This is a genomic window from Alkalicoccobacillus murimartini, assembly GCF_030813245.1.
In the GTDB taxonomy this organism is placed as follows: Bacteria; Bacillota; Bacilli; order Bacillales; family Bacillaceae_D; genus Alkalicoccobacillus; species Alkalicoccobacillus murimartini.
The window spans coordinates 462,904-487,592 of record NZ_JAUSUA010000002.1; the positions used below are offsets into that span (position 1 = coordinate 462,904).

The 24,689-nt window shown below is 36.7% G+C and carries 25 protein-coding genes; 5 read left to right on the plus strand and 20 right to left on the minus strand.

Annotated elements, in window-relative coordinates:
* Positions 1-349 precede the first annotated feature (349 nt).
* The 14 genes from J2S05_RS08795 to J2S05_RS08860 all read right to left on the minus strand — a co-directional run bounded on the left by J2S05_RS08795 (position 350) and on the right by J2S05_RS08860 (position 13,923).
* On the minus strand, positions 350-1,192 hold the full coding sequence (locus J2S05_RS08795; protein ID WP_306981915.1) for a polysaccharide pyruvyl transferase family protein: 843 nt from the start codon (positions 1,190-1,192) through the stop codon (positions 350-352).
* Between the two features lie 11 nt (positions 1,193-1,203).
* Positions 1,204-2,466: a lipopolysaccharide biosynthesis protein gene (locus J2S05_RS08800; protein WP_306981917.1), complete on the minus strand. Its 1,263-nt coding sequence runs from the start codon at positions 2,464-2,466 to the stop codon at positions 1,204-1,206.
* Positions 2,467-2,477: 11 nt separating this feature from the next.
* Positions 2,478-3,926: a hypothetical protein gene (locus tag J2S05_RS08805; protein ID WP_306981919.1), complete on the minus strand. Its 1,449-nt coding sequence runs from the start codon at positions 3,924-3,926 to the stop codon at positions 2,478-2,480.
* 10 nt (positions 3,927-3,936) lie between these two features.
* Positions 3,937-4,767 carry a polysaccharide pyruvyl transferase family protein gene (locus tag J2S05_RS08810; RefSeq protein WP_306981921.1) on the minus strand — a complete coding sequence of 277 codons (831 nt, stop codon included), beginning with the start codon at positions 4,765-4,767 and terminating at the stop codon, positions 3,937-3,939.
* A gap of 21 nt (positions 4,768-4,788) precedes the next feature.
* Positions 4,789-6,012, minus strand: coding sequence for a glycosyltransferase (locus tag J2S05_RS08815; protein ID WP_306981923.1), 1,224 nt, complete (start codon positions 6,010-6,012; stop codon positions 4,789-4,791).
* Between the two features lie 42 nt (positions 6,013-6,054).
* Complete coding sequence (gene pssE, locus J2S05_RS08820) at positions 6,055-6,534, minus strand: PssE/Cps14G family polysaccharide biosynthesis glycosyltransferase (protein ID WP_306981924.1); 480 nt, start codon at positions 6,532-6,534, stop codon at positions 6,055-6,057.
* A complete protein-coding gene (gene pssD / locus J2S05_RS08825; protein WP_306981926.1) occupies positions 6,531-6,986 on the minus strand; it encodes a PssD/Cps14F family polysaccharide biosynthesis glycosyltransferase in 456 nt (151 codons plus the stop codon). Before pssD ends, pssE begins: the two co-directional genes overlap by 4 nt.
* Positions 6,983-7,876 carry a glycosyltransferase family 2 protein gene (locus tag J2S05_RS08830; RefSeq protein WP_306981927.1) on the minus strand — a complete coding sequence of 298 codons (894 nt, stop codon included), beginning with the start codon at positions 7,874-7,876 and terminating at the stop codon, positions 6,983-6,985. Before J2S05_RS08830 ends, pssD begins: the two co-directional genes overlap by 4 nt.
* Positions 7,877-7,911: 35 nt before the next feature.
* Positions 7,912-8,586 (minus strand): sugar transferase, encoded by a 675-nt coding sequence (locus J2S05_RS08835; RefSeq protein ID WP_306981929.1) that lies wholly within the window; start codon positions 8,584-8,586, stop codon positions 7,912-7,914.
* A gap of 357 nt (positions 8,587-8,943) precedes the next feature.
* Entirely contained in the window at positions 8,944-9,831 is an 888-nt protein-coding gene (galU, locus tag J2S05_RS08840) for a UTP--glucose-1-phosphate uridylyltransferase GalU (RefSeq protein ID WP_306981930.1), read from the minus strand.
* A gap of 54 nt (positions 9,832-9,885) precedes the next feature.
* Complete coding sequence (locus J2S05_RS08845) at positions 9,886-10,650, minus strand: tyrosine-protein phosphatase (RefSeq protein WP_306981932.1); 765 nt, start codon at positions 10,648-10,650, stop codon at positions 9,886-9,888.
* A 1,039-nt stretch (positions 10,651-11,689) separates the two neighbouring features.
* The gene (locus J2S05_RS08850) at positions 11,690-12,463 is read right to left on the minus strand and encodes a tyrosine-protein phosphatase (protein ID WP_306981933.1); all 774 of its coding nucleotides are present in this window, start codon (positions 12,461-12,463) and stop codon (positions 11,690-11,692) included.
* Positions 12,464-12,495: 32 nt separating this feature from the next.
* Entirely contained in the window at positions 12,496-13,197 is a 702-nt protein-coding gene (locus J2S05_RS08855) for a CpsD/CapB family tyrosine-protein kinase (RefSeq protein ID WP_306981936.1), read from the minus strand.
* An 18-nt stretch (positions 13,198-13,215) separates the two neighbouring features.
* Entirely contained in the window at positions 13,216-13,923 is a 708-nt protein-coding gene (locus tag J2S05_RS08860) for a YveK family protein (RefSeq protein ID WP_306981938.1), read from the minus strand.
* Positions 13,924-14,108: 185 nt separating this feature from the next.
* Between J2S05_RS08860 and J2S05_RS08865 the strand changes: the two genes are divergently transcribed.
* Complete coding sequence (locus J2S05_RS08865; RefSeq protein ID WP_306981939.1) at positions 14,109-15,011, plus strand: LCP family glycopolymer transferase; 903 nt, start codon at positions 14,109-14,111, stop codon at positions 15,009-15,011.
* A gap of 381 nt (positions 15,012-15,392) precedes the next feature.
* Here J2S05_RS08865 and J2S05_RS08870 read toward each other — a convergent pair whose 3' ends face one another.
* The 3 genes from J2S05_RS08870 to J2S05_RS08880 all read right to left on the minus strand — a co-directional run bounded on the left by J2S05_RS08870 (position 15,393) and on the right by J2S05_RS08880 (position 18,723).
* Positions 15,393-16,658, minus strand: coding sequence for a C40 family peptidase (locus J2S05_RS08870; protein WP_306981941.1), 1,266 nt, complete (start codon positions 16,656-16,658; stop codon positions 15,393-15,395).
* Positions 16,659-16,943: 285 nt separating this feature from the next.
* Positions 16,944-17,894, minus strand: coding sequence for an agmatinase family protein (locus J2S05_RS08875; protein ID WP_306981943.1), 951 nt, complete (start codon positions 17,892-17,894; stop codon positions 16,944-16,946).
* A gap of 337 nt (positions 17,895-18,231) precedes the next feature.
* Positions 18,232-18,723, minus strand: a complete 492-nt coding sequence (locus J2S05_RS08880; RefSeq protein WP_306981945.1) for a competence protein ComK — start codon at positions 18,721-18,723, stop codon at positions 18,232-18,234.
* A 224-nt stretch (positions 18,724-18,947) separates the two neighbouring features.
* Here J2S05_RS08880 and J2S05_RS08885 point away from each other — a divergent pair, with 224 nt between their 5' ends.
* Positions 18,948-19,460: a sigma-70 family RNA polymerase sigma factor gene (locus J2S05_RS08885; protein WP_306981947.1), complete on the plus strand. Its 513-nt coding sequence runs from the start codon at positions 18,948-18,950 to the stop codon at positions 19,458-19,460.
* Positions 19,461-19,559: 99 nt separating this feature from the next.
* Here the strand turns inward: J2S05_RS08885 and J2S05_RS08890 are convergent, their stop codons facing one another.
* From J2S05_RS08890 to fabZ, 3 genes are all read right to left on the minus strand, one after another.
* Complete coding sequence (locus J2S05_RS08890) at positions 19,560-20,249, minus strand: response regulator transcription factor (RefSeq protein WP_306981949.1); 690 nt, start codon at positions 20,247-20,249, stop codon at positions 19,560-19,562.
* Positions 20,250-20,406: 157 nt separating this feature from the next.
* Entirely contained in the window at positions 20,407-20,685 is a 279-nt protein-coding gene (locus J2S05_RS08895; RefSeq protein ID WP_306981951.1) for a hypothetical protein, read from the minus strand.
* Positions 20,686-20,824: 139 nt separating this feature from the next.
* A complete protein-coding gene (gene fabZ, locus J2S05_RS08900) occupies positions 20,825-21,253 on the minus strand; it encodes a 3-hydroxyacyl-ACP dehydratase FabZ (protein ID WP_306981952.1) in 429 nt (142 codons plus the stop codon).
* Between the two features lie 125 nt (positions 21,254-21,378).
* Here fabZ and J2S05_RS08905 point away from each other — a divergent pair, with 125 nt between their 5' ends.
* The 3 genes from J2S05_RS08905 to J2S05_RS08915 all read left to right on the plus strand — a co-directional run bounded on the left by J2S05_RS08905 (position 21,379) and on the right by J2S05_RS08915 (position 24,660).
* Positions 21,379-22,158 (plus strand): alpha/beta hydrolase, encoded by a 780-nt coding sequence (locus J2S05_RS08905; protein ID WP_306981954.1) that lies wholly within the window; start codon positions 21,379-21,381, stop codon positions 22,156-22,158.
* 777 nt (positions 22,159-22,935) lie between these two features.
* On the plus strand, positions 22,936-23,859 hold the full coding sequence (locus tag J2S05_RS08910) for an ABC transporter ATP-binding protein (protein ID WP_306981956.1): 924 nt from the start codon (positions 22,936-22,938) through the stop codon (positions 23,857-23,859).
* Positions 23,860-24,660 carry an ABC transporter permease subunit gene (locus J2S05_RS08915; RefSeq protein WP_306981957.1) on the plus strand — a complete coding sequence of 267 codons (801 nt, stop codon included), beginning with the start codon at positions 23,860-23,862 and terminating at the stop codon, positions 24,658-24,660.
* The last annotated feature ends 29 nt before the right edge of the window (positions 24,661-24,689 follow it).

Here is a 24,689-nt window from a genome sequence, read left to right on the forward strand (position 1 = left end):
CCCCAATTCTTGCACCACTATTAACTACAAATGTCCCTCTGTGAGCAATACTTAACCCCGGAACAAATACATTTAATGGAATCGAGAATCCGAGCTTAATGCTTAAATGTTTGTATCGAACTCTACAATATATAAGTTTTATTTTTACCAAGGATAGTCTTTTTATGTTTATTTTTATAATACTCAACATGCCTAAGGTATAACTGAAATCTCCAAATTTCATCAGAAAAAAACTTTGGGCGATTTGCAGTTTTACCTAAGTTAATTTTATCTTGTCTTAAATATTTTATTAGATCAACTCTAGATTCAATAATTTTTATCACTACTCTCAAGTTAATAGATAATTATTTCACAGATATTTGTTAAAACTTGTTCTTAATTGTTCTTTTTTAAATTCTACGATACTACTATCTATCAGATAATCATTATATATTTCATTAACTTCAGGAAATGAATCTACTTTAAGATCACAAATTTTTGGATCCACATTAAATGCTGAATAATAATCATTAAATTTAAAGCCATCTCCCATTAAATTATTTGTATATGTTAATCTTTTGTTAGGAATACCAAAGCTATCTGCAACTATTAATCCGTGAAGACTGCTTGAAAGGATAGTTTCACACTCTCCAATTTGTTCGACTACTGTTAAAGGATCTATTGTTAGATCGATAAGAGTAGAGTTATTATAATTATTCAATAAATCAAAAAACTTTTGTTCGTTTTTCTCTTTAAAATGTGGGATTATACCTACTTTATATTTCTTTGTAGCTTTATTTTTAACAAGCTCTGAAGCTAATAATCCACCATCACCTGTAGGGACATCCAAATTTCTATTTAAAATTTTTTCTAACCTCTGCCTACTTAATTCGCCTCTAACTGCAGCTATATTTACGTTACTTCTTATACTTATATGATCTTCATCAGAATAATTAATAAAGCCAGTAGACCAAACTTGTAATGGCGCTTGTAACCTACCGTAAAATGATTTCACTAATTTCTTTGGAAAACTACCAACTACTTCAGATTTTTTTGGAAAGAAAGCATTTAAACTACTTCCTATACCAGTAGTCTCACATTTCCATTTATTACTATGTGTTATCTCGTAACCAAATAGTTCTTCGACAATCAATTCGTTCAACAAATCCCCCATATTTCCAATTTTCGCGTAATTCATTTTTATGTTTTTCAATTTGATATCCCCTAACTTTTTTTACTAGTTTTATACAATACAAAAAGAAGAATTACATAAATTATAAGATATATATCATTAATTAACTTAAGAAAAATCTCAATAGGTAAATTCATGTTTGATGATATAAAATAAATACAAATTGCCGATACAACGAATAACAATTGAAGCATTAACTTAAGTAACTGTTTTCCAGAAATAATAAACCCATGCATCATTGATGTGGTTATGAACCGTATTGCAAACATTGGAATTAATATCTTCACATATTCACCTGATATCATCCATTCGGAACCTAAAAATAAAGCAAATAAATCCTCTACTGTAAACCATAAAAATACGAAACCTATTAGAGAGAGTAATGATAATATGGTCAGATAACTTTTGAATGTATTATAAAAATTTCCTTTCTCATTTTTCTCAAATGTCGCTTTCTTGAAAAAAACTTTCGCTACATTAGAACTAATTAATGTTAAGGGAAGTGTTAAAAGGATGATCCCCATATGAAAATAACCAGTTTCTGTAATCGAGAATAATTCCCCTATAAGAATTGGTAATATCATAAAAGAAAAACTGGTAGCAAATACTCCTGGCAAAGAAAAAAATGGCTGTACTTTAAAATCTATTGCTACCTTTTTCACCTCTAAGATATCTATGTTTTTAAAATTTTTAATATTTGACCTTAAAAACCTTGACTGAGACTTTATTCCTGTAATTTCTGACAATACCTGCGACATTATTAATCCTATATAACCTAGACCAAACAATCCTGTAAGTATCTTGCTAAAGTTTAACACTATCGATTTTCTAAAAGTTACTTTTGACATTAACTTATACTGTTCGAATCGATTGTTGTATGAGTCTAGGATATTTCTTAACCCACCTAAAAATACCAAAGGAATAATTATGAAGAACCAATTACCAATTAAACTAAATGTTGTAGGGAAAAAACGGTTATAACTTATTAATAATGGAATTAATATAATCGACATTAGTATTAGTATTAATCCACAAAGTATTATGATTGAATTAGCAGAAGAGTTTTTACGAGCAGATACAATAGCTAAATGGTACTGCATAGTTACTACCGGAACTAACATCGTTACTGTTGAAATAACAATAGCAAGTAAACCTATTTCAGATGGTGAATATATTCTAGTTATAACAGGTTGGGTTAAAATGGTTATTATTTGAGCCATTAAAACGCCAGTACCAAGAGTAATAATTTGTCTCATACCACTAACTTTGAATATTTTTAAAACTTTGCTTTTCAAATCACGCACCTCTAAAATGTTTTGTCATTCTTTTGATTATATTTTAAATACATTGAATAAGTTAGACCTAGCGTAGCAAATAAAAAAACATTTTGAGGTGAAGAATTAAATGTTGGTGATCCCATAGATTCAACTAGAGTTTGAGTTAATGCTAAACCAGAAAATAACAGAAGAACCTTAATATTTTTGTCTTCTACTTTCTTGGCTTTATTAATGGATCCTATTATTAAAGCAAGATACGTAGAAATTAATAGAATTGCACCCAAATATCCGGTTTCACCTAATATATTAGGCCAATAAGTATCCATTGCGTACTTTGGATCTTCAGGATATAACCCATAAATTGAATGTAAATTATACTGATAATAAAGATTTGAGTAATCCCTTACAGCAATGTAACCACCAAATTCACCAAATCCCGCGCCCAATGGGAAATTATTATTAGCAATTAATATTGATACATAGTACAAAGCTGTTCTTGCAGTGTCCATATATCCTGCATTTAGGTATCTATTAAAAGTGAAGTCAACAAAATTTAGAAATATATCCCCAAATAAGAAACTCACTACCCCTATAATTATTATTGTGGGAAGGAAACTGTACAAAGCTTTCTTAAATGAATAAACAAAATAAAATAAAATTAGCACAAATAGAAGTGCAATAATTGTTTTAAACCTAAACGAAAGTAATGAACAAGCAAATAGAATAGCGCAATACACTAAATATTTGTTCTCCCCATTGATTTTATATTTAACAAGGTTATAAATTCCAACAAATACAGTAAACCACGCAAATATTGCAGGTAAAACAAATATAGATTTCACTGTGTGTATTGAATTAAACCGGTATTCAAGTCCTGTTCTTGCATTGAGGACTGTCCTTAAAGTAGTAGGAGCAATAAGATCAATGACAGTAAATATAACAACTATCATTACAGCAATTTTCGAAAATTTAAAAAATCTAATTACATCATCTTTTGAATAATTTATATTAACAAAGACAATATAAAATAATAACCCTTTAAGTATTAGTAAAGATCCTTCTAACATTTTTACAAAAGAAACATTATTATAAAAACCTGAGAAAAAACCTAATAGAAAAAGAGTTATTAAAACGATTATTGTTTTAGCTCCTCTTAATTTCTCTCCTTTAATAATACATTTTATAATTATTACTGGAAGCATTATCAATATGAATAACTCGTCAAAATAGGAAACTACATTTCCTAAATCGCCCACCACATATTTCATAAGATTAATTATTGTTTCTTGGAAGAGTATAATAAGAAGAAAATAGGGAACTACTAATTTAAATTTTGCTTCATCGAGAAATGAAACTATTGCTAAAATATATATTAAAAAACATACGAAAATTAATAATGATTGAGAATCATATGATGCTAATAGTCCAATAGCTACAGATAATATCCCTGTAAATAAATAAAAGTATTTAGAATTCAATTCAATTTCTTTAATCATTCTTAAATGGAAATGATGATATTAGCTCTTTCTTTTTTAATTCAATATCATCAAAAGATAGAGTATAATCATTCTTAATTTCTGATATATTAGGTACATTATCTTTATTTAAATCTGCAGGTGAATATTCAATCCCAAATGAAGAATAATAATCTCTAAATTTAAATCCATCACCTTTTAACTTGTCTGAAACAATTATATGTTTATTTGGAACATTAAAGCTATCTGCTACTATCAACCCGTGTAAGCTACTTGAAAGAATGACTTCGCATTGAGCGATTTGTTCAATTACACTTATTGGATCTTCTTTTAAATCTATTATTTTCGCATTTTTATTATCCTTATAAATATCACTAAAAACTTTCGAATCTTGTTCCCTAAAATGAGGAATGATTCCTAAAGAAAACTTTTTATTCACTTTATAATTTATTAAATTACTTGCTAATAAACCAGCATCTCCTGTTGGAATGTCTAATTTCACTCCCAGAATTCTCTCAACTTTCTGTTTACTTAACTCGCCTCTTACAGCATGAAATACAGTATTTTTTCTATAAAAATAACTTTCATTAATGTTTTCTCTTAAAAACCCTGTCCCCCATATATGTACATCTTTAAAAAATGGCGCTGTCAATTTTTGAGCAACCCTTTTTTTTCTTTTATCTGACAACAAAAAACTTTCTAACCCACTACCTATACCACTCATTTCACAAGTTAAAAAGATATTGTGTCTTGACTTCATTCCAAATAATTCATCTACAATTAACGGATTCAGTAGGTCACCCATGTTAGGTAATTTTTTATAATATAAATTGATTTTTTTCATTAATATTAATCCTCTTTTCTATTATATCTGTTTTAATTCTTGTACGAATTTTCTGTAATTTATATCTGAGTTATAATTCTTCTCCCAATGTAACCTCGATGAATTCCTAAAAGAATATTTTGATTCTCTATCTATTAAATTGTAAATTTTTTCAACAGCAAATTTCACATCAAAGTTTCTATTTAATAAATGCCCATTAACTCCTTCATCAATTATTTCACCAGTACCTCCTACGTTAGTAGCGATTATAGGAATCCCAAATGACATGGCTTCCATAATTGAAACAGGTATACCTTCACTTGAACTAACATTAATAAATATATCAATATGATTTTGCTTGTAATACTCCATTAGTTCTGAATTGCTAACACTACCTTTAAAATCAACATTAATATTTCCTGTAATTTTTTTTGCATATTCTTTAATTTTTTTTTGTTGACTACCTCCCCCAAAATGGGTCCATTTTATTTTTCTGTCTTTGAATTCACTTAAAATATCAATAATCAAATGAATTCTTTTTACTTTTTCTATTCTAGAACAAGATACAATATGAATTATTGAGTCTTGATCAGAAGGGTTTAAACCACGATTAGGTACACCTAACCTCGATAAATGTATTTTATAACTGTAATTGGGGTATTTTCTAGAAATATAATTCCTTCCATCCTCAGAAATTGAATACACTTTATCAACCTTACTCAATATATGTTCTCTAAATGCAATGTACTTTCCTTTTTCCTCTTGTTCATATATGTCATATCTATGAGCTCTAGAAATTACCTTAACTTTACATTCTGAATACTTACTTATATGCTCTTTAAGTTTTATTGCAATTTCCGCTGTATAGTGCAGCCAATAACTATATATTATAATTTCATCATATTGATTGAAGTTATACTGCTGAATTTTTTTTCTTATATCTGCAAATGCTTTTTTGGGAATATATGAAAACGCAGCACATTTAGCTACTCTAATTGGATGATGTAATATTCTTTTATTTTTTTCTATATCATATATAATATCTTTCCAAAAAAGTGTGTTTGATAAATATCTAAAAACACCAAAATACTTAGGGGAAGTATTACTAACAATGTCAACTCCTTTAGGTACAGACCTTGTTTGTTTAGGGTTATTTTGAGTCAGAGCTGCTATTACTATCACTTTATCAAAATGGTTATTTATTTCACCTATCTCATTTTCGACAAATGGTTCTCCTTTATAAAACGGATAGTTTCTAGTAATCATAATAATGCATCTTTTCATAACATTTTTCCTTTCAAAAAATAATTAGACCTTATAAAGAAAATCATTTATGCTATTAATTATATCTTTAGTGTTAGATTTATACTCCCCCATGTTTACTCTTTTAATATCAATTAATGCATCTTTCAAATTTTCTATTTCATATAGACCATAAATTAAGTTCAAATTGTCGAACTCTTTAATTATTTCAATTTGATGATTATCAACATGTTCTTTATATTTCTTCATTCTAGGAATAGCGATTACTTTTTTCTTCGATTTAACTCCCTTCATAATTGATCCGGTACCTCCGTGAGTAATTAATATTTCACTTTTTTCTATTTGTTTTTCGAATTCATTCTTATTTAAAAAATTCTTGAACTTGAAGTTCTTAGGGGCATAATTAGAGTAACCAGTCTGTGCGTATATCTCTGTCTTCAAATTTAATTCACATGATATCTCATCCATTTTAATTAACAGCCTATCAAACTGAAATTTTTGGGATCCAGTAATAATAAATATCAATATATCCCTCCTTTATAAATTGCATTTTTATAATATTTCTTCAAACCTTCCCATTGAATAATAAATATATCAGCGTATTGATAAGCTATTTTTCCTGATATAGTTGGTGAATTAACTTTAGAGAAAGATTCAATAAATATAATTTTTTTTCTGAATAATTTTGCATACATTATAGTTGGTATAGAAATTAGCGCACCTGTAGAAATTACTACATCAGGCTTTTCTTTAAGAAATATATATAAACTCTTTAAAGACAATTTTATTAATTTAAATATAAAAATCAATTCACGTCTATTAACCTGTGTCACTTCATAACATCTAATGTTTTTGTTGTTTATTTCATAATTTGTTTTTTCTGTGACAATATAGCTATCATTCTCAATCATAATTGGAAATAACATCATCAATTGATCTAAATGTCCACCCGAAGAAGCTATAAAACATATTTTCATAATCCCCTCAAACTCTCAATTCTATTTTGTATTAGTTTTGGAAACAAAAACCTTGAAAAATACAATTGTTGTTTAAAAGGTACTGATCTAAGTAAAATTGACTTTATTAATAATTTAAGTACTTTAGTTTTACTCCAGATTTCCCCTTCTTGGCTTGCAATTGTTTTTAAATAAAACGCATTATACGCTTTTTTAGATAGTCTTTTTTTACTTGACTCAACCCATTTGGTAGAAAAACTAGCATTTTTATAATTTGATATTCTTAATCTGTCTTGTTCTCTGTGACGAATCACTAAAGGTTCATTTATAAAATAAAAAGAGTTCTTGTTTTCTTCTAACCTTAAACAAAAATCCCAATCTTGATGTTTCCCAAGGTTTTCATCAAACATTATTTTCTTTGCAAGTTTGCTTGATAGCATAAGGGTGCTTGTTTGCATTACACCATTAGATGAAAAAATGTAGTCTCCAACTTTTTCGTTTTCTTTTATCGCCCGGTGCGGTTTTATTTTCTTATTGTACCCATCATCATCAAATAATGCAGAGTAGAATACGTTCTTATCTCTATTCTCTTCAATATGTTTTACATAAACATGCAGTTTTGTTGATAACCAAACATCATCTGAATCTAAAAAGGCGACGTAGTCACCTTTCGATCTCTTAATACCTAAATTTCTTGCAACTGATCCATTGGTATTAGAACTTTGTTCAATATAAACTATCTTTTCATTATCCAACTCTTTTATTTTCTTTTTAGTATCATCAGTAGATCCATCATCTACCACAATTATTTCAAGTTTTTCGTATGTTTGTTCAAGTACACTTTTAACAGCCCTTATTAATAAAGCGCTCCTATTGTACGTAGGTATAATTACACTAATATAAGGATTCATTCTTCATCTCCATCCTTAAGCGAGTATTCGTTCATTTAAAAAGCCTTTGATCTAAGCATAACCATGATAGTCAAATATATTAATTTCATGTCTAAAACCAAGCATCTTTTTCTCATATATTCCATGTCCATTTCAAGCATAGCTTCAAAACCAACATGATTTCTAGATGAAACCTGCCATATACCTGTGCACCCTGGTATTACAAGTAATCTTAACTTTTGGTATTCAGTATAAATTTCAACTTCTCTTTTCAAAGGGGGTCTTGGCCCTACTAAACTCATTTCACCCTTCAAAACATTTACCAGCTGCGGTAACTCATCAATACTAGTTTTCCTAATTATCTTTCCTATCTTGGTAATACGTGGGTCTTCCTTCATCTTAAACATAGCACCGCTTACTTCATTTTGATCTAGTAAGCTTTCTAGTAATTCTTCAGCATTACTGACCATCGACCGAAACTTATACATCTTAAATTCCTTTTCGTTTTTTCCAACTCTTGTTTGTTTAAATAACACTGTTCCTTTAGGATTTTCTAGTTTAATTAAAATCGTAAGAAGGAGAAATAATGGTGATAGAAAAATTAGACCTAAACATGATGCAACAATATCCAGTAATCTCTTAGTGAAAAGATAGGCGAAAGAATCGTTAATAATTATTTCCTTAGATAATACTGTTTTAGAATGAGCAACTCGTGTACTGGCTTCATCCATTTAAACTCTCCTTCCTTTATTTTGTTTTATAATGTAGTGCAGTAAAAAAAGCTAGAGAATCGCTCAAACTGATGTAAGCGCTTTTCTAACTTTTTTTACCTTTTTTAATTTCTTTGTGGGGTTATCCCCTGAGGCATCTAACCTCTCCTCACATCATGCCCTTGACGACTGGCGCCTAAGGCTTGTGGCCCGTTGCATGATCGAGTATCTCCAACTGATAGCGGTAGAGGAGACATAACCGTATTCTCAAATTCTTCTGATTATTTTAATTTTACAGAAAATAGTTTCGTTTTCATAGATGCTTATAGTACGATCTCGGCATAGGGACTATAGTAGTCTGTAGACTAGATCTGTCGGTTATGAATTCTGAATGGTTTGTTCACTTTGTACGTATTCTCTCATTTTCTTGACGAGCTCATCTTTTAGTTCATCCCGTTGCATCGCAAAGTCTATCGTTGTCAGGACAAAGCCTAATTTCTCTCCTACGTCATATCGTGTACCTTCAAAGTCATAGGCGTAAACACTTTGCTCTTGGTTCAGCATCTGGATGGCATCAGTTAGTTGAATCTCACCACCAGCTCCGGTTTCTTGTTTCTCAAGGTGAGCGAAGATCTCAGGTGTTAAGATATATCGTCCCATGATGGCTAAATTGGATGGCGCTTCTCCAAGAGGTGGCTTTTCAACAAAACGGTTCACTCCGTAAAGTCTGCCATTAGACTCTAATGGATCAATAATGCCGTAGCGATTGGTTTCGTTATCAGCTACAGTTTGTACACCAATGACCGATGCCCCGGTTTCGTTGTATTGATTGATGAGTTGTTTGGTACATGGTGTGTCGCCTTGCACAATGTCATCACCTAGAAGTACGGCAAATGGTTCATCACCGATGAATTTGCGAGCAGTCCAGACAGCATGCCCGAGTCCTTTCGGTTCTTTTTGGCGAATATAGTGTAGCTCTACTTTAGAAGCAGCAGTCACTTTTTCTAGGAGCTCTAACTTTTGTTTAGCTAGTAAATTTTGCTCGAGTTCAAAGGCGTGATCAAAGTGATCTTCTATCGCACGTTTTCCTTTACCAGTTACAATAATGATGTCTTCAATACCAGAGGCAACCGCTTCTTCAATAATATATTGAATCGTTGGTTTATCGACGATTGGTAGCATTTCTTTTGGCATTGCTTTGGTTGCGGGCAGGAAACGGGTTCCGAGTCCTGCTGCAGGAATAATCGCTTTTTTGACTGGTCTCATTTACTTGGTCTCTCCTTTTTGGCATCTCTCTACTCTCAATATTTCTCTATTCATTCAAAAGATTCCAATATAACGTTTGCGTTTGAAGCGTTCTGGCGGAAGAAATGGAATCTGATGATCCTTCACTATTCTTGTTAAATTCTGTTGCAGGAAATTAGAAGTTTCTTTACCGAACCGATTCTCAACTTGATATAAGGCTTTTTGCAGGTTGGTAGTGTCTGTTTTTGGTCGATCTGTATCCGAAGTCATCATGTGTACAAGGTTACAGCCGATCATTTTTTCTGTTGTTCGTTTGACATATGTGCCTGCCTTGCCTGTGACACTCGTTGCAAGGACTTGCAGGAGTATACCTTGTTTAACAAGCTTATATAATAAATCTGGTTGTTCAATTAAATAACGGTTACGTTCTGGTTTAGATAGAATCGGGGTGATATCCTGTAGCTGCAACTGATAAAGCTGCTCAGCTAAATCCGATGGTACCTCTCCTTCAGGTAGTTCAATAAGCAAATATCTAGAATGGTTAATCGTTAGTAGAGAATGTGATTTGTAGTCTTCAACAAGCGTTTCATTATAACGAACTAGCTGGCCAGGCGAGATCAAAATTGAAATATTCCGTCTAATTAGTTCGTCATTAAAAGTCGAGACAGCTGATTCAAAAAGGTCAACTGTATGAGGAGTTGGATGCTCTGATAAACGTGGAGCTGCAATGATATGTTCAATCCCATTATTATAGGCATTTTTAACTATCTCTAAAGACCTATCTTTTGATAGTTGTTGCTTGCAAATAATCGGAATAATACGGTTATATAAATCAATCATGGCTATCCCTCTCTCTCGAATAATAAATATAAGAAAGTAATTCCATAATCGACCCTATCATACTACATATAGGATGAAATATCGATACTTCCCCAATATAAATTTGTTAATTTTACATTACAATCAATTAACATTTCATAGTTTTTGCCGAATACCATAACGTAAGATGTGTGTATATAGTATGATAGAACGAATGTCGTTACACTAACGTTACACCTTATGGAAAGAGGGTATGAATTGCCTACTATATATATGTGACCAGATTATTTATAACCACTATTATTCTACTTACTCACTTTCAAGTGTTAGTCTTAAGATCATCGCGGCTACGGGGCACGTGCCCCACTTACGGAACCACCTGAGATACTGTCGTTGGACCTAATCGCTAGTTATTTGCACACATTACTTCACTCACTCACTTGATTTGGAGTCTGGTATCCATCTTGCAAGATTCCTCTTCTGAGCTCTTACTATTCTTCACTATGCAAAAATAGTTCCAGATCATGTGAAATCTCTTAGTTTAATGGACTTACTTTTACACCAAAGATAGAAAGCGATGCATTTGAGTTCACTAACTTACTTCAATAAAAGCCAATCTTGCTAACATGGGAACGTTAAAATAAAGCTTGTCGAACCGTTGCTCTCCACATTGAACCAACTATTGCTTCGAATTTGTTATGTCGAGTGGTTTTTGACATGAGCTTTCAAATAGAGGAAGAATTTATTGAAATCATTCAATTGGTTACAGATTATTCTCAATCTGTTGGATAAAAACGATGTATGAGTATCGGACCCAAGAAGGCCATTACAGCCGTTCAAGATGATCGACTGTGCGACTTGCTTAATTTATTTGTATGAATATTTAGATGATGAGGCCGGTAGAGAGAAGTGGCTGGAGAAAAAGACGCTGGTTAAGATCTAGAGAGTGGTCCCGTCTACATTGCAGGCGGAATTTTTCGTGTGTAATGAGAGTAGTTTTGATCCAGGGACTCCTTGTATCCCAAAAAGCAATGAGTTTTATAGACTCATTGCTTACGAATCAACCAAAAAAACTAAAGCGTTTTTTCTTTTTTCGAACGGGTTCTGGCGGGTGAATGATTAAGTTTTGGTTTGAGACTAAGAGCTCGCCATTCTCTCGAAATTGATAGAGAAGGTCCGTCCCATGCTCTTCTTCTATTATATCCGATGCTTGCTTCATCCGAAATGTTCGTGCTTGCAGGTTATGGGCATCGGAGGCGAGAAGGTGTGCTAGGTTAGCTTCAATTAATTGATCGGTAAAGCTTTTGATTGTTTTACCAAAGTGACCGGTGACACTTGATGTTGTGATTTGTGTTAGCGCACCATTACGTACAAATTCAAATAGCTTATCTGGCTTTTGGAGCAAAACCTTATTCCGTTCTGGATGTGCAATAACAGGCGTATAGCCTTGTACGGCTAAATCATAAAACAATCGCTCACTATAAGCTGGAACTGAATTTGTAGGAAACTCTACTAATACGTAGCGACCTTCACCCATTAACGGGATGGAGCGACCGAGTGCTAAATGTTCAACTAACTCTCCAAAAAGTCGGATTTCCTGCCCAGATTTAACGGTTAACGGGATACCTTCATCTATAAGCGCAGAATTCACAGCCTCAACTCCGGCAGCCATCTCATCAACCGTTGAGTCGAAATAAGGGTTGGCATGATGAGGCGTAGCGATAATTGTTGTAATGCCCTCTTGGACAGCTGTACGTGCCATTTCTACACTATGAGAGAGTGATGCCGCTCCATCATCTAGGCCAGGAAGAATGTGACAGTGAATATCAATCATAGCGAATCACCTTCTAATCTCATTCATTTCGTTTAATAATAATAATAGCTCTTCTCATCTACTGGTTTATTATTAAGGATGACACCTAATAGATTTGCCTTTGTTTTGTTTAATAGTTCCTTTGTTTTGATTATCTCATCTCGATCAGTTTTGCCACTCGAGGTCACAAGAATGGTCCCGTCTACCTTACTAGCGATGAGCTGTGCATCGGTAACAGCCATTACTGGCGGTGCATCTAAAATAATAATATCAAATTGGTCCAGTGCCTCTTCAAGCACTAGCTCCATCATTCGTGAATTTAATAGTTCAGCTGGGTTGGGGGGGATGGGGCCACATGTCAAAATGAATAAGTGTTCAATTTTAGTCAATTGAACCGTTTCCTCAAGCGAAGTTTGTTTTGATAATACATTTGTTAATCCTCGAGTGTTAGCAGTAGCAAATGTATAGTGTACCGTCGGACGACGCATATCAGCATCTATAATTAGTACACGCTGTCCGTTTTGCGCCATCACAATCGCTAAATTTGCCACACTGGTTGATTTACCTTCCCCTGGTCCTGCTGATGTGACAACAAAACTCCGTAATTCTTTATCGACTGAAGAAAATTCAATATTGGTACGAATGGTTCGATACTGCTCCGAAATCGGCGAGTGTTTATGTAAGTCTGCAATTAACTGGCGTTGTGTCTTATTTCTTGTGGATCTTGATGTTCCTTTACTTGAACGCATGACCATCTTTGCAGCACCTTCCTTCTATGAACTTTTCTTTAAGAAATCGTCTACACTATCCATGTTGGAGATGGCTCCAAGTACTGGCATATCAAGTGCATCCTCAAGGTCTTTTTCTGTTTTGATTGTCGTGTCAAAATATTCTAACAAGAAAGCAAGTCCAACGGCAGCCATTAGACCAACAACAAAAGCAATGGCGATGTTAAGCATGGAATTAGGGCTTACCTGTGATTGGTTTTCGGCGACAGTCGCAGGAGATAAGATACTCACATTCTCGATATTCATTAGATCCGGTACTTCCTCTTGGAAAACCGTAGCAATCGTATTGGCAAGCATCGCTGCTTCCTCAGCACCAGAATCTTCAACGGTTATATTCATAACCTGTGATTCATTGGCACTGTTAACGGTAATCATTTGATTTAATGAACCAGTAGTTAAATCAACACCTGATTCCTCAATTACTTTGTCTAAAATAAATGGACTTTTAATTATTTCATTATACGTACTGATCATTTCGATATTAGTGCGAATATCATTTTGACTAAATGCATTCTCTGGATTTGGGTTGGTTTGATTGACAAGAATTTGGGTGCTATTTTGGTACATTGGCGTGAGTACAAAGAAGCTAACCGCTGCCGCCACAACCATTGCGATAACTGGGAGGAAAATAAGTAGTTTTAAGCGCCTTCTTAACGTCTGAAATATGTCTTTTAGACTAATGGTTTCTTCCATCCGATACAAATACCTCCTAAATGGTGTAACTTTTCTATAGATATTTTGGATTATATCATAGTTTCGTAGGGAGAACCGATTAATTTTCGCTTGTGTATCTGTAAATTTTTCACTATACTTATGAAAGTATTATGCCTTAAAGGTCTAAAGACCTATACAACTTCAAAGAGAGGCGTTAAGAATCTATGAGAAAAGGTTTTAAAATTGCTATTATTGTAGTCGGTGTATTGTTCCTTGCAGGTGTAGGTTTTGCTTATTATGTGTACGACTCCATTCGTGATACCGCTAATGCGATCCACGAACCAATAGATGGTCGGCAAATGCCAACAAGAGATGTAAGCATTGAAGACTCAGAACCCGTATCATTCTTGATTGCAGGTATTGATGCAACAGGAGATGACTTATCAGGACGATCTGATACGATGATCTTAGTAACTGTTAATCCAGCAATGAATTCATTAAAAATGTTAAGTATCCCTCGGGATACACGCACCGAAATTGTTGGACGTGGTACGGTTGAGAAGATTAACCATGCATATGCATACGGTGGACCAGCCATGGCGATGGACTCCGTTGAAAACTTATTCGATGTCAGTATCGACCACTATGTGTCGATTAACATGGAAGGTTTTAAAGAATTAATTGATGCGCTAGGTGGCGTGACAGTTGATAACGACTTTGAATTCAGCCTAGATGGATACTCTTTCCCGGAAGGCAGACAGTTCTTAAGCGGCGAAGAAGCCCTCGCTTATACTCGCATGAGAAAAGAAGATCCACGGGGAGACTTCGGACGAGCAGCTCGTCAACGTGAAATTGTTGAAGCTGTGATTAAAGAAGCGGCTCAATTCAGCTCTATTACAAAAGCAAATGAGATGCTAGACGTTGTAGGCGGATCAGTCAGAACAGATATGTCTCTAGATCAAATGTGGACTCTACAGAATAACTATAGAGGCTCGCTAGGTACAGTAGATCAGCTTGAATTTGACTATACGACGCCTACGATCGATAACGTGTCTTATGTTGTGTTAAGCGATGAGACTGTAGCAGAGATTAGTGCTGAATTGAGAGAGCATTTGGAATTAGATTGATAGATTGATGAGGAACCCCCTGTAGCTGCTGCTGTGGGGGGTTTTTGTAGTGGGATGACACATGAGTTTTTTGGGGCATTAGCAAGAAGAATTGAAGCCGAGTAAAGAAGATGAGAAACCGGACCAAGATATAAAATCACATAGCAATAGAAATACCTCCCTACCAAGACTGAGCTACGCTACAGCAAGAAGTCGACATCGATAAAAAGAACAAGAACCAATTTATCAAGTACATAGCTCATTCACCAAGCTGAATCCACTTTTAGCAAGAATGCAAGCGACCTCACCAAGTGACATGTAGGCGTAACAAGAAACAACCTCTCCGACGCCAACTCAAAAACCCCTCCGAATTAGTTTCGGAGGGGTTAAATAAATGTTTAATTAAAAGCGTTTTGCTCCTAGGTAGCGAGGCTTCCAGTAGCTGTTGTCTAGGCTTGTAATGGTTACGCCTGAGCTAGATCCAGAGTGGATGAATTGATTGTTACCGATATAGATTCCATTATGAGATGGGCCTGATTTGTAGGTTTCAAAAAAGACTACATCTCCAACTTGTAGAGATGATACGTTACTTCCAGCGCTGTATTGTGATGCGGCTGTTCTTGGCACTGAGATGCCTTGTTGCTTGAAGACATACTGAATGAATCCGCTGCAATCAAAGCCAGCTGGTGTAGCTCCACCCCAAACGTATGGTACTCCAACGTGTTTTGATGCTTCTGCGATTAAGTTTGTTACAGTGGCACCTGAGTTATTGTTCACTGTTTCGTTTTTTGTTTGTGTGTCTGGCTTATAGGTTGAGCCTTGTCCAAGTTTTGCGAACGTTTTTGGTCCTGCAATGCCGTCAGCAGATAGTCCGTTCGCACTTTGGAATTTACGAACTGCGTCACGCGTGTCATTTCCGTAATAGCCTGTTGGGTTTTGGTTGAATACCCCTACTGAGCGAAGCTGTGATTGAAGTTCTGTTACAGCTGCTCCTCGGCTACCTACACGTAGGACACTTGAGCTTGCCGATGGTTTTGCTTGGTTAGTATTTGTGTTCGTCTGATTAGACGGTGCTGGTGCTTTTGACCCGGTGTTATTCAGGGCAGCAAATGTTTGTGGTCCTGCAATGCCATCTACTTGAAGCTTTTTGTTTTGTTGGAACGAGCGAACAGCATCTCTTGTTGCGTTATCGTATTGTCCGTTAGGCTCTTTGTTCAGAAATCCAGCTGAGCGAAGCTGTGACTGAAGCTGTGTCACTTGGTTCCCGCTGCTACCGACACGTAAGATACCCGAGTAAGAAACAGTTGAGTTTGAAGCTGGTGCGGGCGCAGAGGTAGTTGCTTTCTTAGCCGATCCACCTTTAATGGCTCCAATCGTCTGAGGTCCTGCAATACCGTCCACCTTCAGATTATTGGCTTTTTGGAAACTACGTACAGCATCAGTTGTAATCGATCCGTAGTATCCAGTTGATTTTTCATATGTAAAAAATCCTTTTGACTTCAGCTCATCTTGAAGCTGAGTGACGTCTGAGTGATTCATCCCTTGACGAAGAGTCTGGTCTCCAAGTGCAGCATCGGCAATAGTCGGTACACCTAAAACAATTCCAGTTGCAACAGTTGAACTTAATACGGCCTGTTTCATTTTCTTAGCTGTTGATGATTGGCTCAAAAAAAGAACCTCCTCTAATTCTCTAGTTTGTGTTTGTTATTACTTACTTCGGCTACGTGAGTTAACTATTAAATAAGACCTGTTTATTATCTCTCATTAAATTGCTAAAATAAGGGATAAAACTCGATTATATTCCTAAATTCTACACGATTCTACGCTACTAATCTATCATTGTAACGAAACTGTAATATTACATTTGTACATTAGTTCAGCGCGCTCATGGCGCACCTTAACATATTTCCCAATAAGCATAAGAAAACCTAGCGATTAAATCGCCAGGTACGATTACGATCCATGTTTTATGTGTCCAGCAAGTGCGTACAACGCAAGGGTTGAGGCAAAGTGGGATGAGATATCATTTGGATCCTGCTGCGGATACACTTCTACAAAATCCATTCCTACTAACCCACGAGAAGCAAACTCATAAACTAGCGTTAACAGTTCATAGCTAGTTAAGCCATTGACATCAGCTGGTCCTCCAGGATTAAAGGCTACATCCAATACGTCACTACAGATCGACAAGTACACCATATCCACATTTTCACTAGCCATGTCATAAAGCTCACCAGCAAATGTACGCAAGTCCGTTGCTTCCCTAATTTGGTTCACAGTGACTGTTTTTGCGCCAGCTTCCTTCGCATAACGACCAGTGGCTGGTTTGTTACGCGGCCCGTGAATCCCCGTATGGATGAGGCTTTCGTTCACCACACCATCTAGTTCATAAAGCCTTGCAAAAGGAGTGGATCGCGCATATTTTTCACCCTCATGATGCGGCATATTGTCATAGTGGGTATCAAGGTGCAGAATACCAACTTTTTTCCCAGGGTGAGCTTCTGTTAGACCTTGGACAATCGGGTATGTAATTCCGTGGTCGCCTCCAAGTGCAATCGGAAACTTATTCGTTTTCCAAACGTCTTTGGCAAAGGCTGCGATTCGATTCATTGTTTCGTCCACATCTGCCGGAACAACATCAACATCTCCTAGATCTGCTAGTGTTAGATGTTCAAACACATCCAAATGATCAAGCTCTGGAAGATAACCGGAATAACGACCGGAGCACAAGCGCATCACCTTTGGACCAAGCTCACAACCCGTATAATCCCCCCACGTTACCGCACCTTCCCAAGGTACACCATAAATCAGAACATCCGCCTTCTCAATCGAATCCGTCGTTCCATTTATTGCGCCAAGAAACGGCGGAGTATTACCATATAACATATTATTACTGTTGGACATCGACTCAGTCCTCTCGAATGAATTCAGATAATGAATACCCTACTTCTAGTTGATTCAAACATTTATTTGAAGGATAGGATGTACGGGGCTTGGTAGATGGAATGTTCTTCTTGGTTAGGAGTTATTATCTCTTGGTGATTGCGCACTGTTCTTGGTGAAATTCATTCTGGATTTGTGTCTAACGGGTCTCTCAAATATCACCCACTCACTCTTGGTGGATCCTCTATCATCTTGGTATTATAGCTATTCTTCTTGATATACTTCCGCAACCTTCGAAGTGAAATCTAAAAAACCGGTGAGACACATAGATGTCCTCACCGGCCGTTCTCATTTCTAGTTAGCTAAGATGGTTGAGCATTCCTTGACAAATCCTAGCTTTATTAAGTGCACTGGTAAATTGAGAGACTGAGATATCTACAAATAAGCTGCTGTGATCCCTGAATGTAATTAATGTTCCGTTTTTCCCGTGCTTCTTACACGATCTGCTTGTCAGAACATGACTTGCAAAAAACCATACACAGTCAGGGTGGGTTGGAGAATGAGTTGGGCCGGCGATGATGGATTGGCGCTCGCTAATTAAGACGGGCACTTTGTTACGCAAGCCAAGAAGTTTTCGGATATATTCAATTCTTCCAAGATAACTGGAGCCATTAAGCAGGCATGCAGCTTCAAGTAATTGACGCGGCGTTTTCTTTACTAGGTAAGTCGTATTCTCTTCCTTCACTATGGTTACATATTCAATATCTCGATTAGGTTGCATAGATAATGTTTCACTATTAATATCGTACTCATCTACATAATGGATATCTTCCTGTTCAACATTGTACATAGTAATGAGATCGCCTCCTGATAAGTTTAAGAATTTTGCTATTTCAAGCAGTTCCAGATAAAATACGTCCTGTTTTCTGACTAATGCCCTAGAGAAATGTCGTAAAACAGATTGTTTGAGTATCATTTGCCATCTTTTGCTGATGTGCGTATGTATGCAAACTTTCGTAATCTATGCTTACCGCGGAATACTTGGAAAGCGCGCTTTCAGAATGGCGATAACAGATGACTTTACATTTCAATGATGTACTAAAACAGTATACCCCTCTCATAAAAGGTCAGATTAAGAAGCTGCGACTTACGCAGGACTATGATGAATACTATCAGGTAGCTGCGATCGCGCTATGGGGTGCTCATCAACGTTTCAGTCCGGAAAAGGGTGACTTTGCCGCTTATGCAAAGCTTAGAGTACGAGGTGATTTAATTTCACATTTACGCAAGGAGTCGCTAATGTCGGAGAGGTTTCTACTGACAGACGAGTCCACAGAGCATTTGCTTGAACAGGTTCAAGCTGAAACAACGGATCAGATGGCCGATTTTTCCTTTCATCCCTTTCTTCAGTTTTTGTCACCACGCGAATTGCTGTACGTTCAACATGTACTATTCCTAGGAAAAAGCAGGAAAACTGTTGCTGAGGAGCAGGGGGTTACCATAAACACCGTCGCAAGCTGGAGTAAAACAGCACGACGCAAGTTACGCGAGGCTGGCCAAACCCTAGGTGATCCACGAACTGATTGAGTTCGTTTTGTCATTTCAGTTAAAATTATACTAATAGGATTAGTAATATGCAATCGGTTTATTCAAAATATTAGTTTTATTCTGTTAATTTGACTCTTTTTAAAGATAATAGTCATGAATCCTGTACCCAACGCCACGAATGGTTTGAATATAAGGTGGGATTTTGTGATCCGTCACAAGCTTTTTACGGAGATTACTAATATGAACAAGCACGGTTCGCGTGTCTTGGTGACCACTAATGCCCCAAACATGTGCAAACAATTGCTCGGAACTAAATGTTTGTTTAGGTTGATAAGCTAAGTAAGAAAGTAGCTTAAATTCCTGTGTAGAGAGTTCAATGGTCGCACCCTTGTAGTAGACTTTTTGCATGATTAGGTCAATGACAAGATTGGTGAAGTGTAGCTGAAAGGAACGTGATGTTGTCACATTTCTATAATGAAAAAGATGCGCTTTAATTCGAAGCAGGAGCTCTTCAAAGTCAACGGGCTGCGACACATAGTCGGTGGCTCCTGCTTCGAATAGTTCATCTCGACGACAAGTAGGCGACTTCACGATCATAATGGGTACAGTCGTTTGTCTTCTCATCCGACAGCAAATCTCGAGCTGTTGTTTGAATTCGAGCTCACTGCCTATTATGATCAACTGAGGATTCAATTCATCCAGTAAAGATGGAATATCAGCACTGCTCTTTTGCCGTACCAAAATAAATTGTTCTTCTTTTGCGACTGTTAGTAGTGTTGAGAATAACTGTTCATGATCTTCTATTAACAGGATTTTTGCTCTTCCCATTACATTGCACACACCTTATGCTTCTTTTTCTATAGTATACTAGAAAAATTAGGGATAGAGAAGTAATAACAAGGACTATTGTATGATTACTTGACCGAGAAAAAATAGAAAAAGACCTCAATTCTAGAAATTGAAGTCTTTTTTTCTATCTATTGACCTATTCGTCTGACCAATCTTCTTGTTCAACCGATCCGCCTTCCATACGTTCATCATCATTATCCATCATCTGTTCATCAGATGGCTCCGTTTGAGGCTCTACATCTGACTCTTCTTGATCTTCTATATCCTCTGATGGATCATCATTCAGAGCCGGATCAGAGATACTTTCACGCTCTACATTGTTGGAAGGATCGGTTGTCTCGTCATCGTCACCACAGGCCGTTAAAACAACTGCTGAAAGGAGTGCCGTTGCTACAATGCTTGTTGTTTTTTTCATCTTATGACCTCCGTGTCAATTAAAACGATATTTTTCCCTCATCATCTTAACAGCCGAATGAATCATCGTCTATGAAACAAGCCGTTCTTATACATTATTTTGCACAGTTACATGATCTCTCATAAAGCAACCGCTTGTACTAATTTTGCTGCAAGGCAAACGTCATATCCGCCTCAACCGCAACCTCACCATTCACCGTGGCCACACCATGGGCCTTCGCAACAGGACCTTTCAGACGTGTAATTTCAACTTCAAGACGCAACTGATCTCCAGGCTTTACCTGTCTCTTGAAGCGACACTTCTCGATTCCACCAAACAAACCGATTTTCCCTTTGTTTTCTTCCTTGGTTAAAATTGAAATAGCTCCTGTCTGTGCCAGTGCCTCTAAGATTAACACACCAGGCATCACCGGATAATCAGGGAAATGTCCATTAAAAAACTCTTCGTTTGCCGTTACATTTTTGATCGCAACTGCACGCTTACCCTCTTCTACTTCATCCACTCGATCAATTAATAGAAATGGATAGCGGTGTGGAATAATTTCTTTAATTTGCTCAATGGTCAACATATACACAACATCCTCTCAGATCTTTATCAGTGGCATTATACCATATCAGACGATAAGCGTCCGTGCATGAAAAGATAGATCTTTTTGTGTAGGATAAGGGGAAAGGACATAAAGGAGCGATTTCATTGGCAACTTTCCATGGACACTTTTCATCCGTTTCATTAGGTGGTATGCAGACTAGCCTTCAAGTCATTCTACCCGAGCACCACCTCTCCACCCCAAACCGTACACTCTATTTACTTCACGGATTAAATGACAACGAAACCATTTGGACCCGACGCACAGCCGTTGAGCGTTATGCCGATACATATGGCTTTTCTATCATTATGCCTTTCGTAGATACCAGTTACTATACCGACATGGCCTACGGGAAAAATTACTGGACCTATCTATCAGAAGAACTACCTAAGGCGGTCTCTTCATATTTCGGCCTCAACCCAGACCCCGCCTCTACCTATGTAGCCGGACATTCAATGGGAGGTTACGGCTCCTTCAAACTAGCCCTAAACCATCCTGAACACTTTGCCGCAGCTGCAAGTTTCTCCGGAGCCCTTGACGTCTCAAGCCTACTAGAATACACACCCGAAGATAAGAAAGACCAGCGTCGACGCAGTCTTAACATCATCTTCGGCGAAAACTCAGACCTAGATTCCTTCGGTGGCGACCTCTTCACCCTAGTCAACCAACACCAAAAAGCCAAGCGCCCCCTACCCAATCTCTATCAATTCTGCGGAACCGAAGACTATCTCTACAACATGAACACCAAATTCCGCGACCACCTAACCACCCACAACATCCCAGCCTACTACGAAGAATCAAAGGCCGACCACACGTGGGATTACTGGGATTATTGCATTGAGACATTTATGAGGAAAATTAGCGAAGCGGAGAAGGGGCTTGATTAAAGTGCCTTCTCTCTTTATAAAGTACTCAAATTCAATTTTGAGATAAAAATGTTCATTTTTATTCCTTAGGTTATTTGAGCTGCTTGGTTTTGCTTCGGGGGTTTGGTGATTCGCTGATTCTTCTTAGTACTGTCCACACGTTCCATTCGGTATATAAAAATGTTCATTTTTATTCTTTAGATCATTTGAGCTGCTTGGTTTCGCTTCGGTGTCTTGGTAGTTCGTGCCTGGAACTTGGTAAAAGCACCTTCTCTCTTGGTGATGGAGGGGGCTCTTGGTTAATTTTCATTTGGCTTAATGATTCAGTTGCCTTTCTTGCTATTGACCTGCTCCTCTTGGTACATCTCATTCTGTCTTGGTTTCGCATTGATTCCTCTTGGTACTGCCCCCACGTTCCAATCGGTATTTAAAAATGTCCATTTTTATTCCTTATGTCATTTAAACTGCTTGGTTTCGCTTCGGTGTCTTGGTGACCCGTGCGTGGCTCTTGATAAAAGCGCCTTCTCTCTTGGTGAAGGGATCGGGCTCTTGATAGATCTTCCCTGCTCGTTATAATCCCATCATCTTTCTTACTCTCGACCTCTGGCTCTTGATAAGCTTTTAATTCGTCTTGCTATTACGGGGATTCCTCTTGGTAATGATCTGCCTCTCTTGATACTTTGTCATTCCTCTTGATTCCTCATAGTACATTCAACAATCATCATAAAATGGTTGCGCATCATTTTATCTTAGTGTACTATGTGATTAATACAGTACGACATTTGAGGAGTTGAGTGTATGGCAAATCAGGGCAAACCCTTGATTGTAGAGAATGTAAGTAAGAGTTTGGGTGGGAATAAGATTATTAAGAACATGTCCTTTTCTGTTGAGGCAGGGAAGATTTATGGGTTTCTTGGGCCAAATGGGTCGGGTAAAACGACGACGATTCGTATGATTGTCAGTTTAATTAGTATGGATGAGGGTGATGTGAAGATTGGCGGCTATAGTATTCGTACTGAGCGTGAGCAGGCCCTTTCACAAATTGGCGCCATTGTAGAGAATCCAGATTTGTATGATTTTATGAGCGGACGTAAGAACTTAATTCATTTCTCAAGGATGAGCAGAAAGAAGTTGGCTCCTGGACGATTGGATGAGGTCATTAAAATGGTTGAGCTTGACCACGCAATTGATAAAAAGGTCAAAATGTATTCTCTTGGGATGAAGCAGCGTCTTGGGATTGCATTATCGATTCTGCATGAGCCAAGTGTTCTGATTCTGGATGAACCGACAAATGGTCTTGATCCAAAAGGGATTCGTGAATTACGAACGTATTTAAAAAATCTTGCTCGTGAGGCGAATGTGGCCATTCTTGTATCTTCACACTTGTTGTCAGAGATTGAACTCATGTGTGACCGCGCCATCGTTATTAAAGAGGGTCAAGTCATTAATGAATTAGCGGTGAGTGATCTTGAGCAGGGTGATGATAAAGAGGTAGCTGCGCTATTTGGGGTAACGAACCCTGAAAAAGCGGAAGAATATCTCGCTCAATATGGTACGGTGCGAAAAGAGGAGAAATACTTAGTTCTTGAAGGAACAACGATTGAACAAGTCCCTTCCATTGTTACTGGACTTGTTAAGCAGGAGATCGGTATTTTTCACGTTTCTTACAAGAAGTCGCTTGAGGATACGTATCATTCTTTAACTGAAAAGGAAGTGATGTAGATGTTTCTCTCATTGTTACAAAATGAATGGATCAAAACATATTACCGCAATAAATTTATGGTATTTAGTATCATTATTTTTAGCCTTTTGCTATTTGGAGTAGGAGCCACTTTATTTTTTGAGAACTACGATTTTGGAGAAAATGCTGTACCCGTCGATCCAGTTGGGTCTCTGGGCTTTGCCTTAGGTGCGTTGAACAGTATGTCCGTGTTTGTGCTTGTGTTTAGTGTGGTCATCATCATTTCAAGCATTGTTGGAGAGTATAAAAGTGGTACAATGAAACAACTTTTAATTCGCCCGATCTCAAGAACTCAGGTTTTACTTTCCAAATGGGTGGTTGCATTTATCGTTAGCTTAGGGATGTTTGTTGCGATCGCAGCGATCGGTCTACTACTTGGTGCCATTTTCTTTTCCTTTGACACATCGGTTATTGAAGCGATCTCTACGCTCGGTTTATGGATTCTATACAATATGCCTGCACTATTCTTTTATCAGGCGTTTGCTTTATGCTTAGCCGTATTGACTAGGAGCTCTGCACTTTCCCTGTCATCCGTTATCGTCCTTTATTTTGTCGGTAATATTGTTTTTATGTTCCTTTTAGAATTTGACTGGTCAAGATTCATTATCTTAGCTAATCTTAGTCTTCAGGATTATAGTTCAAATGTACATCTTCAGGTTGCAGGTGGTCCTTTGCTAGAAGGAATGACTCTTGGATTCTCGCTAACCATGATTGCGATTTATTCGTTTGTGCTTCTCCTTGTGCCCCATATTATTTTTAAAAAGAGAGATGTACTCTCATAAAGTTCTTATGATGAAACAGAACGCAGAAA

What these genes read in the sequence shown, in the direction of transcription:
- J2S05_RS08810 (WP_306981921.1), bottom strand. Translation starts at nt 4,767, where the DNA reads ATGAAAAAAATCAATTTATATTATAAAAAATTACCTAACATGGGTGAC.
- J2S05_RS08815 (WP_306981923.1), bottom strand. Translation starts at nt 6,012, where the DNA reads ATGATTACTAGAAACTATCCGTTTTATAAAGGAGAACCATTTGTCGAA.
- pssD (WP_306981926.1), bottom strand. Translation starts at nt 6,986, where the DNA reads ATGAAAATATGTTTTATAGCTTCTTCGGGTGGACATTTAGATCAATTG.
- J2S05_RS08830 (WP_306981927.1), bottom strand. Translation starts at nt 7,876, where the DNA reads ATGAATCCTTATATTAGTGTAATTATACCTACGTACAATAGGAGCGCT.
- J2S05_RS08835 (WP_306981929.1), bottom strand. Translation starts at nt 8,586, where the DNA reads ATGGATGAAGCCAGTACACGAGTTGCTCATTCTAAAACAGTATTATCT.
- galU (WP_306981930.1), bottom strand. Translation starts at nt 9,831, where the DNA reads ATGAGACCAGTCAAAAAAGCGATTATTCCTGCAGCAGGACTCGGAACC.
- J2S05_RS08845 (WP_306981932.1), bottom strand. Translation starts at nt 10,650, where the DNA reads ATGATTGATTTATATAACCGTATTATTCCGATTATTTGCAAGCAACAA.
- J2S05_RS08850 (WP_306981933.1), bottom strand. Translation starts at nt 12,463, where the DNA reads ATGATTGATATTCACTGTCACATTCTTCCTGGCCTAGATGATGGAGCG.
- J2S05_RS08855 (WP_306981936.1), bottom strand. Translation starts at nt 13,197, where the DNA reads ATGGTCATGCGTTCAAGTAAAGGAACATCAAGATCCACAAGAAATAAG.
- J2S05_RS08860 (WP_306981938.1), bottom strand. Translation starts at nt 13,923, where the DNA reads ATGGAAGAAACCATTAGTCTAAAAGACATATTTCAGACGTTAAGAAGG.
- J2S05_RS08865 (WP_306981939.1), top strand. Translation starts at nt 14,109, where the DNA reads ATGAGAAAAGGTTTTAAAATTGCTATTATTGTAGTCGGTGTATTGTTC.
- J2S05_RS08875 (WP_306981943.1), bottom strand. Translation starts at nt 17,894, where the DNA reads ATGTCCAACAGTAATAATATGTTATATGGTAATACTCCGCCGTTTCTT.
- J2S05_RS08880 (WP_306981945.1), bottom strand. Translation starts at nt 18,723, where the DNA reads ATGTACAATGTTGAACAGGAAGATATCCATTATGTAGATGAGTACGAT.
- J2S05_RS08885 (WP_306981947.1), top strand. Translation starts at nt 18,948, where the DNA reads ATGACTTTACATTTCAATGATGTACTAAAACAGTATACCCCTCTCATA.
- J2S05_RS08890 (WP_306981949.1), bottom strand. Translation starts at nt 20,249, where the DNA reads ATGGGAAGAGCAAAAATCCTGTTAATAGAAGATCATGAACAGTTATTC.
- J2S05_RS08895 (WP_306981951.1), bottom strand. Translation starts at nt 20,685, where the DNA reads ATGAAAAAAACAACAAGCATTGTAGCAACGGCACTCCTTTCAGCAGTT.
- fabZ (WP_306981952.1), bottom strand. Translation starts at nt 21,253, where the DNA reads ATGTTGACCATTGAGCAAATTAAAGAAATTATTCCACACCGCTATCCA.
- J2S05_RS08910 (WP_306981956.1), top strand. Translation starts at nt 22,936, where the DNA reads ATGGCAAATCAGGGCAAACCCTTGATTGTAGAGAATGTAAGTAAGAGT.
- J2S05_RS08915 (WP_306981957.1), top strand. Translation starts at nt 23,860, where the DNA reads ATGTTTCTCTCATTGTTACAAAATGAATGGATCAAAACATATTACCGC.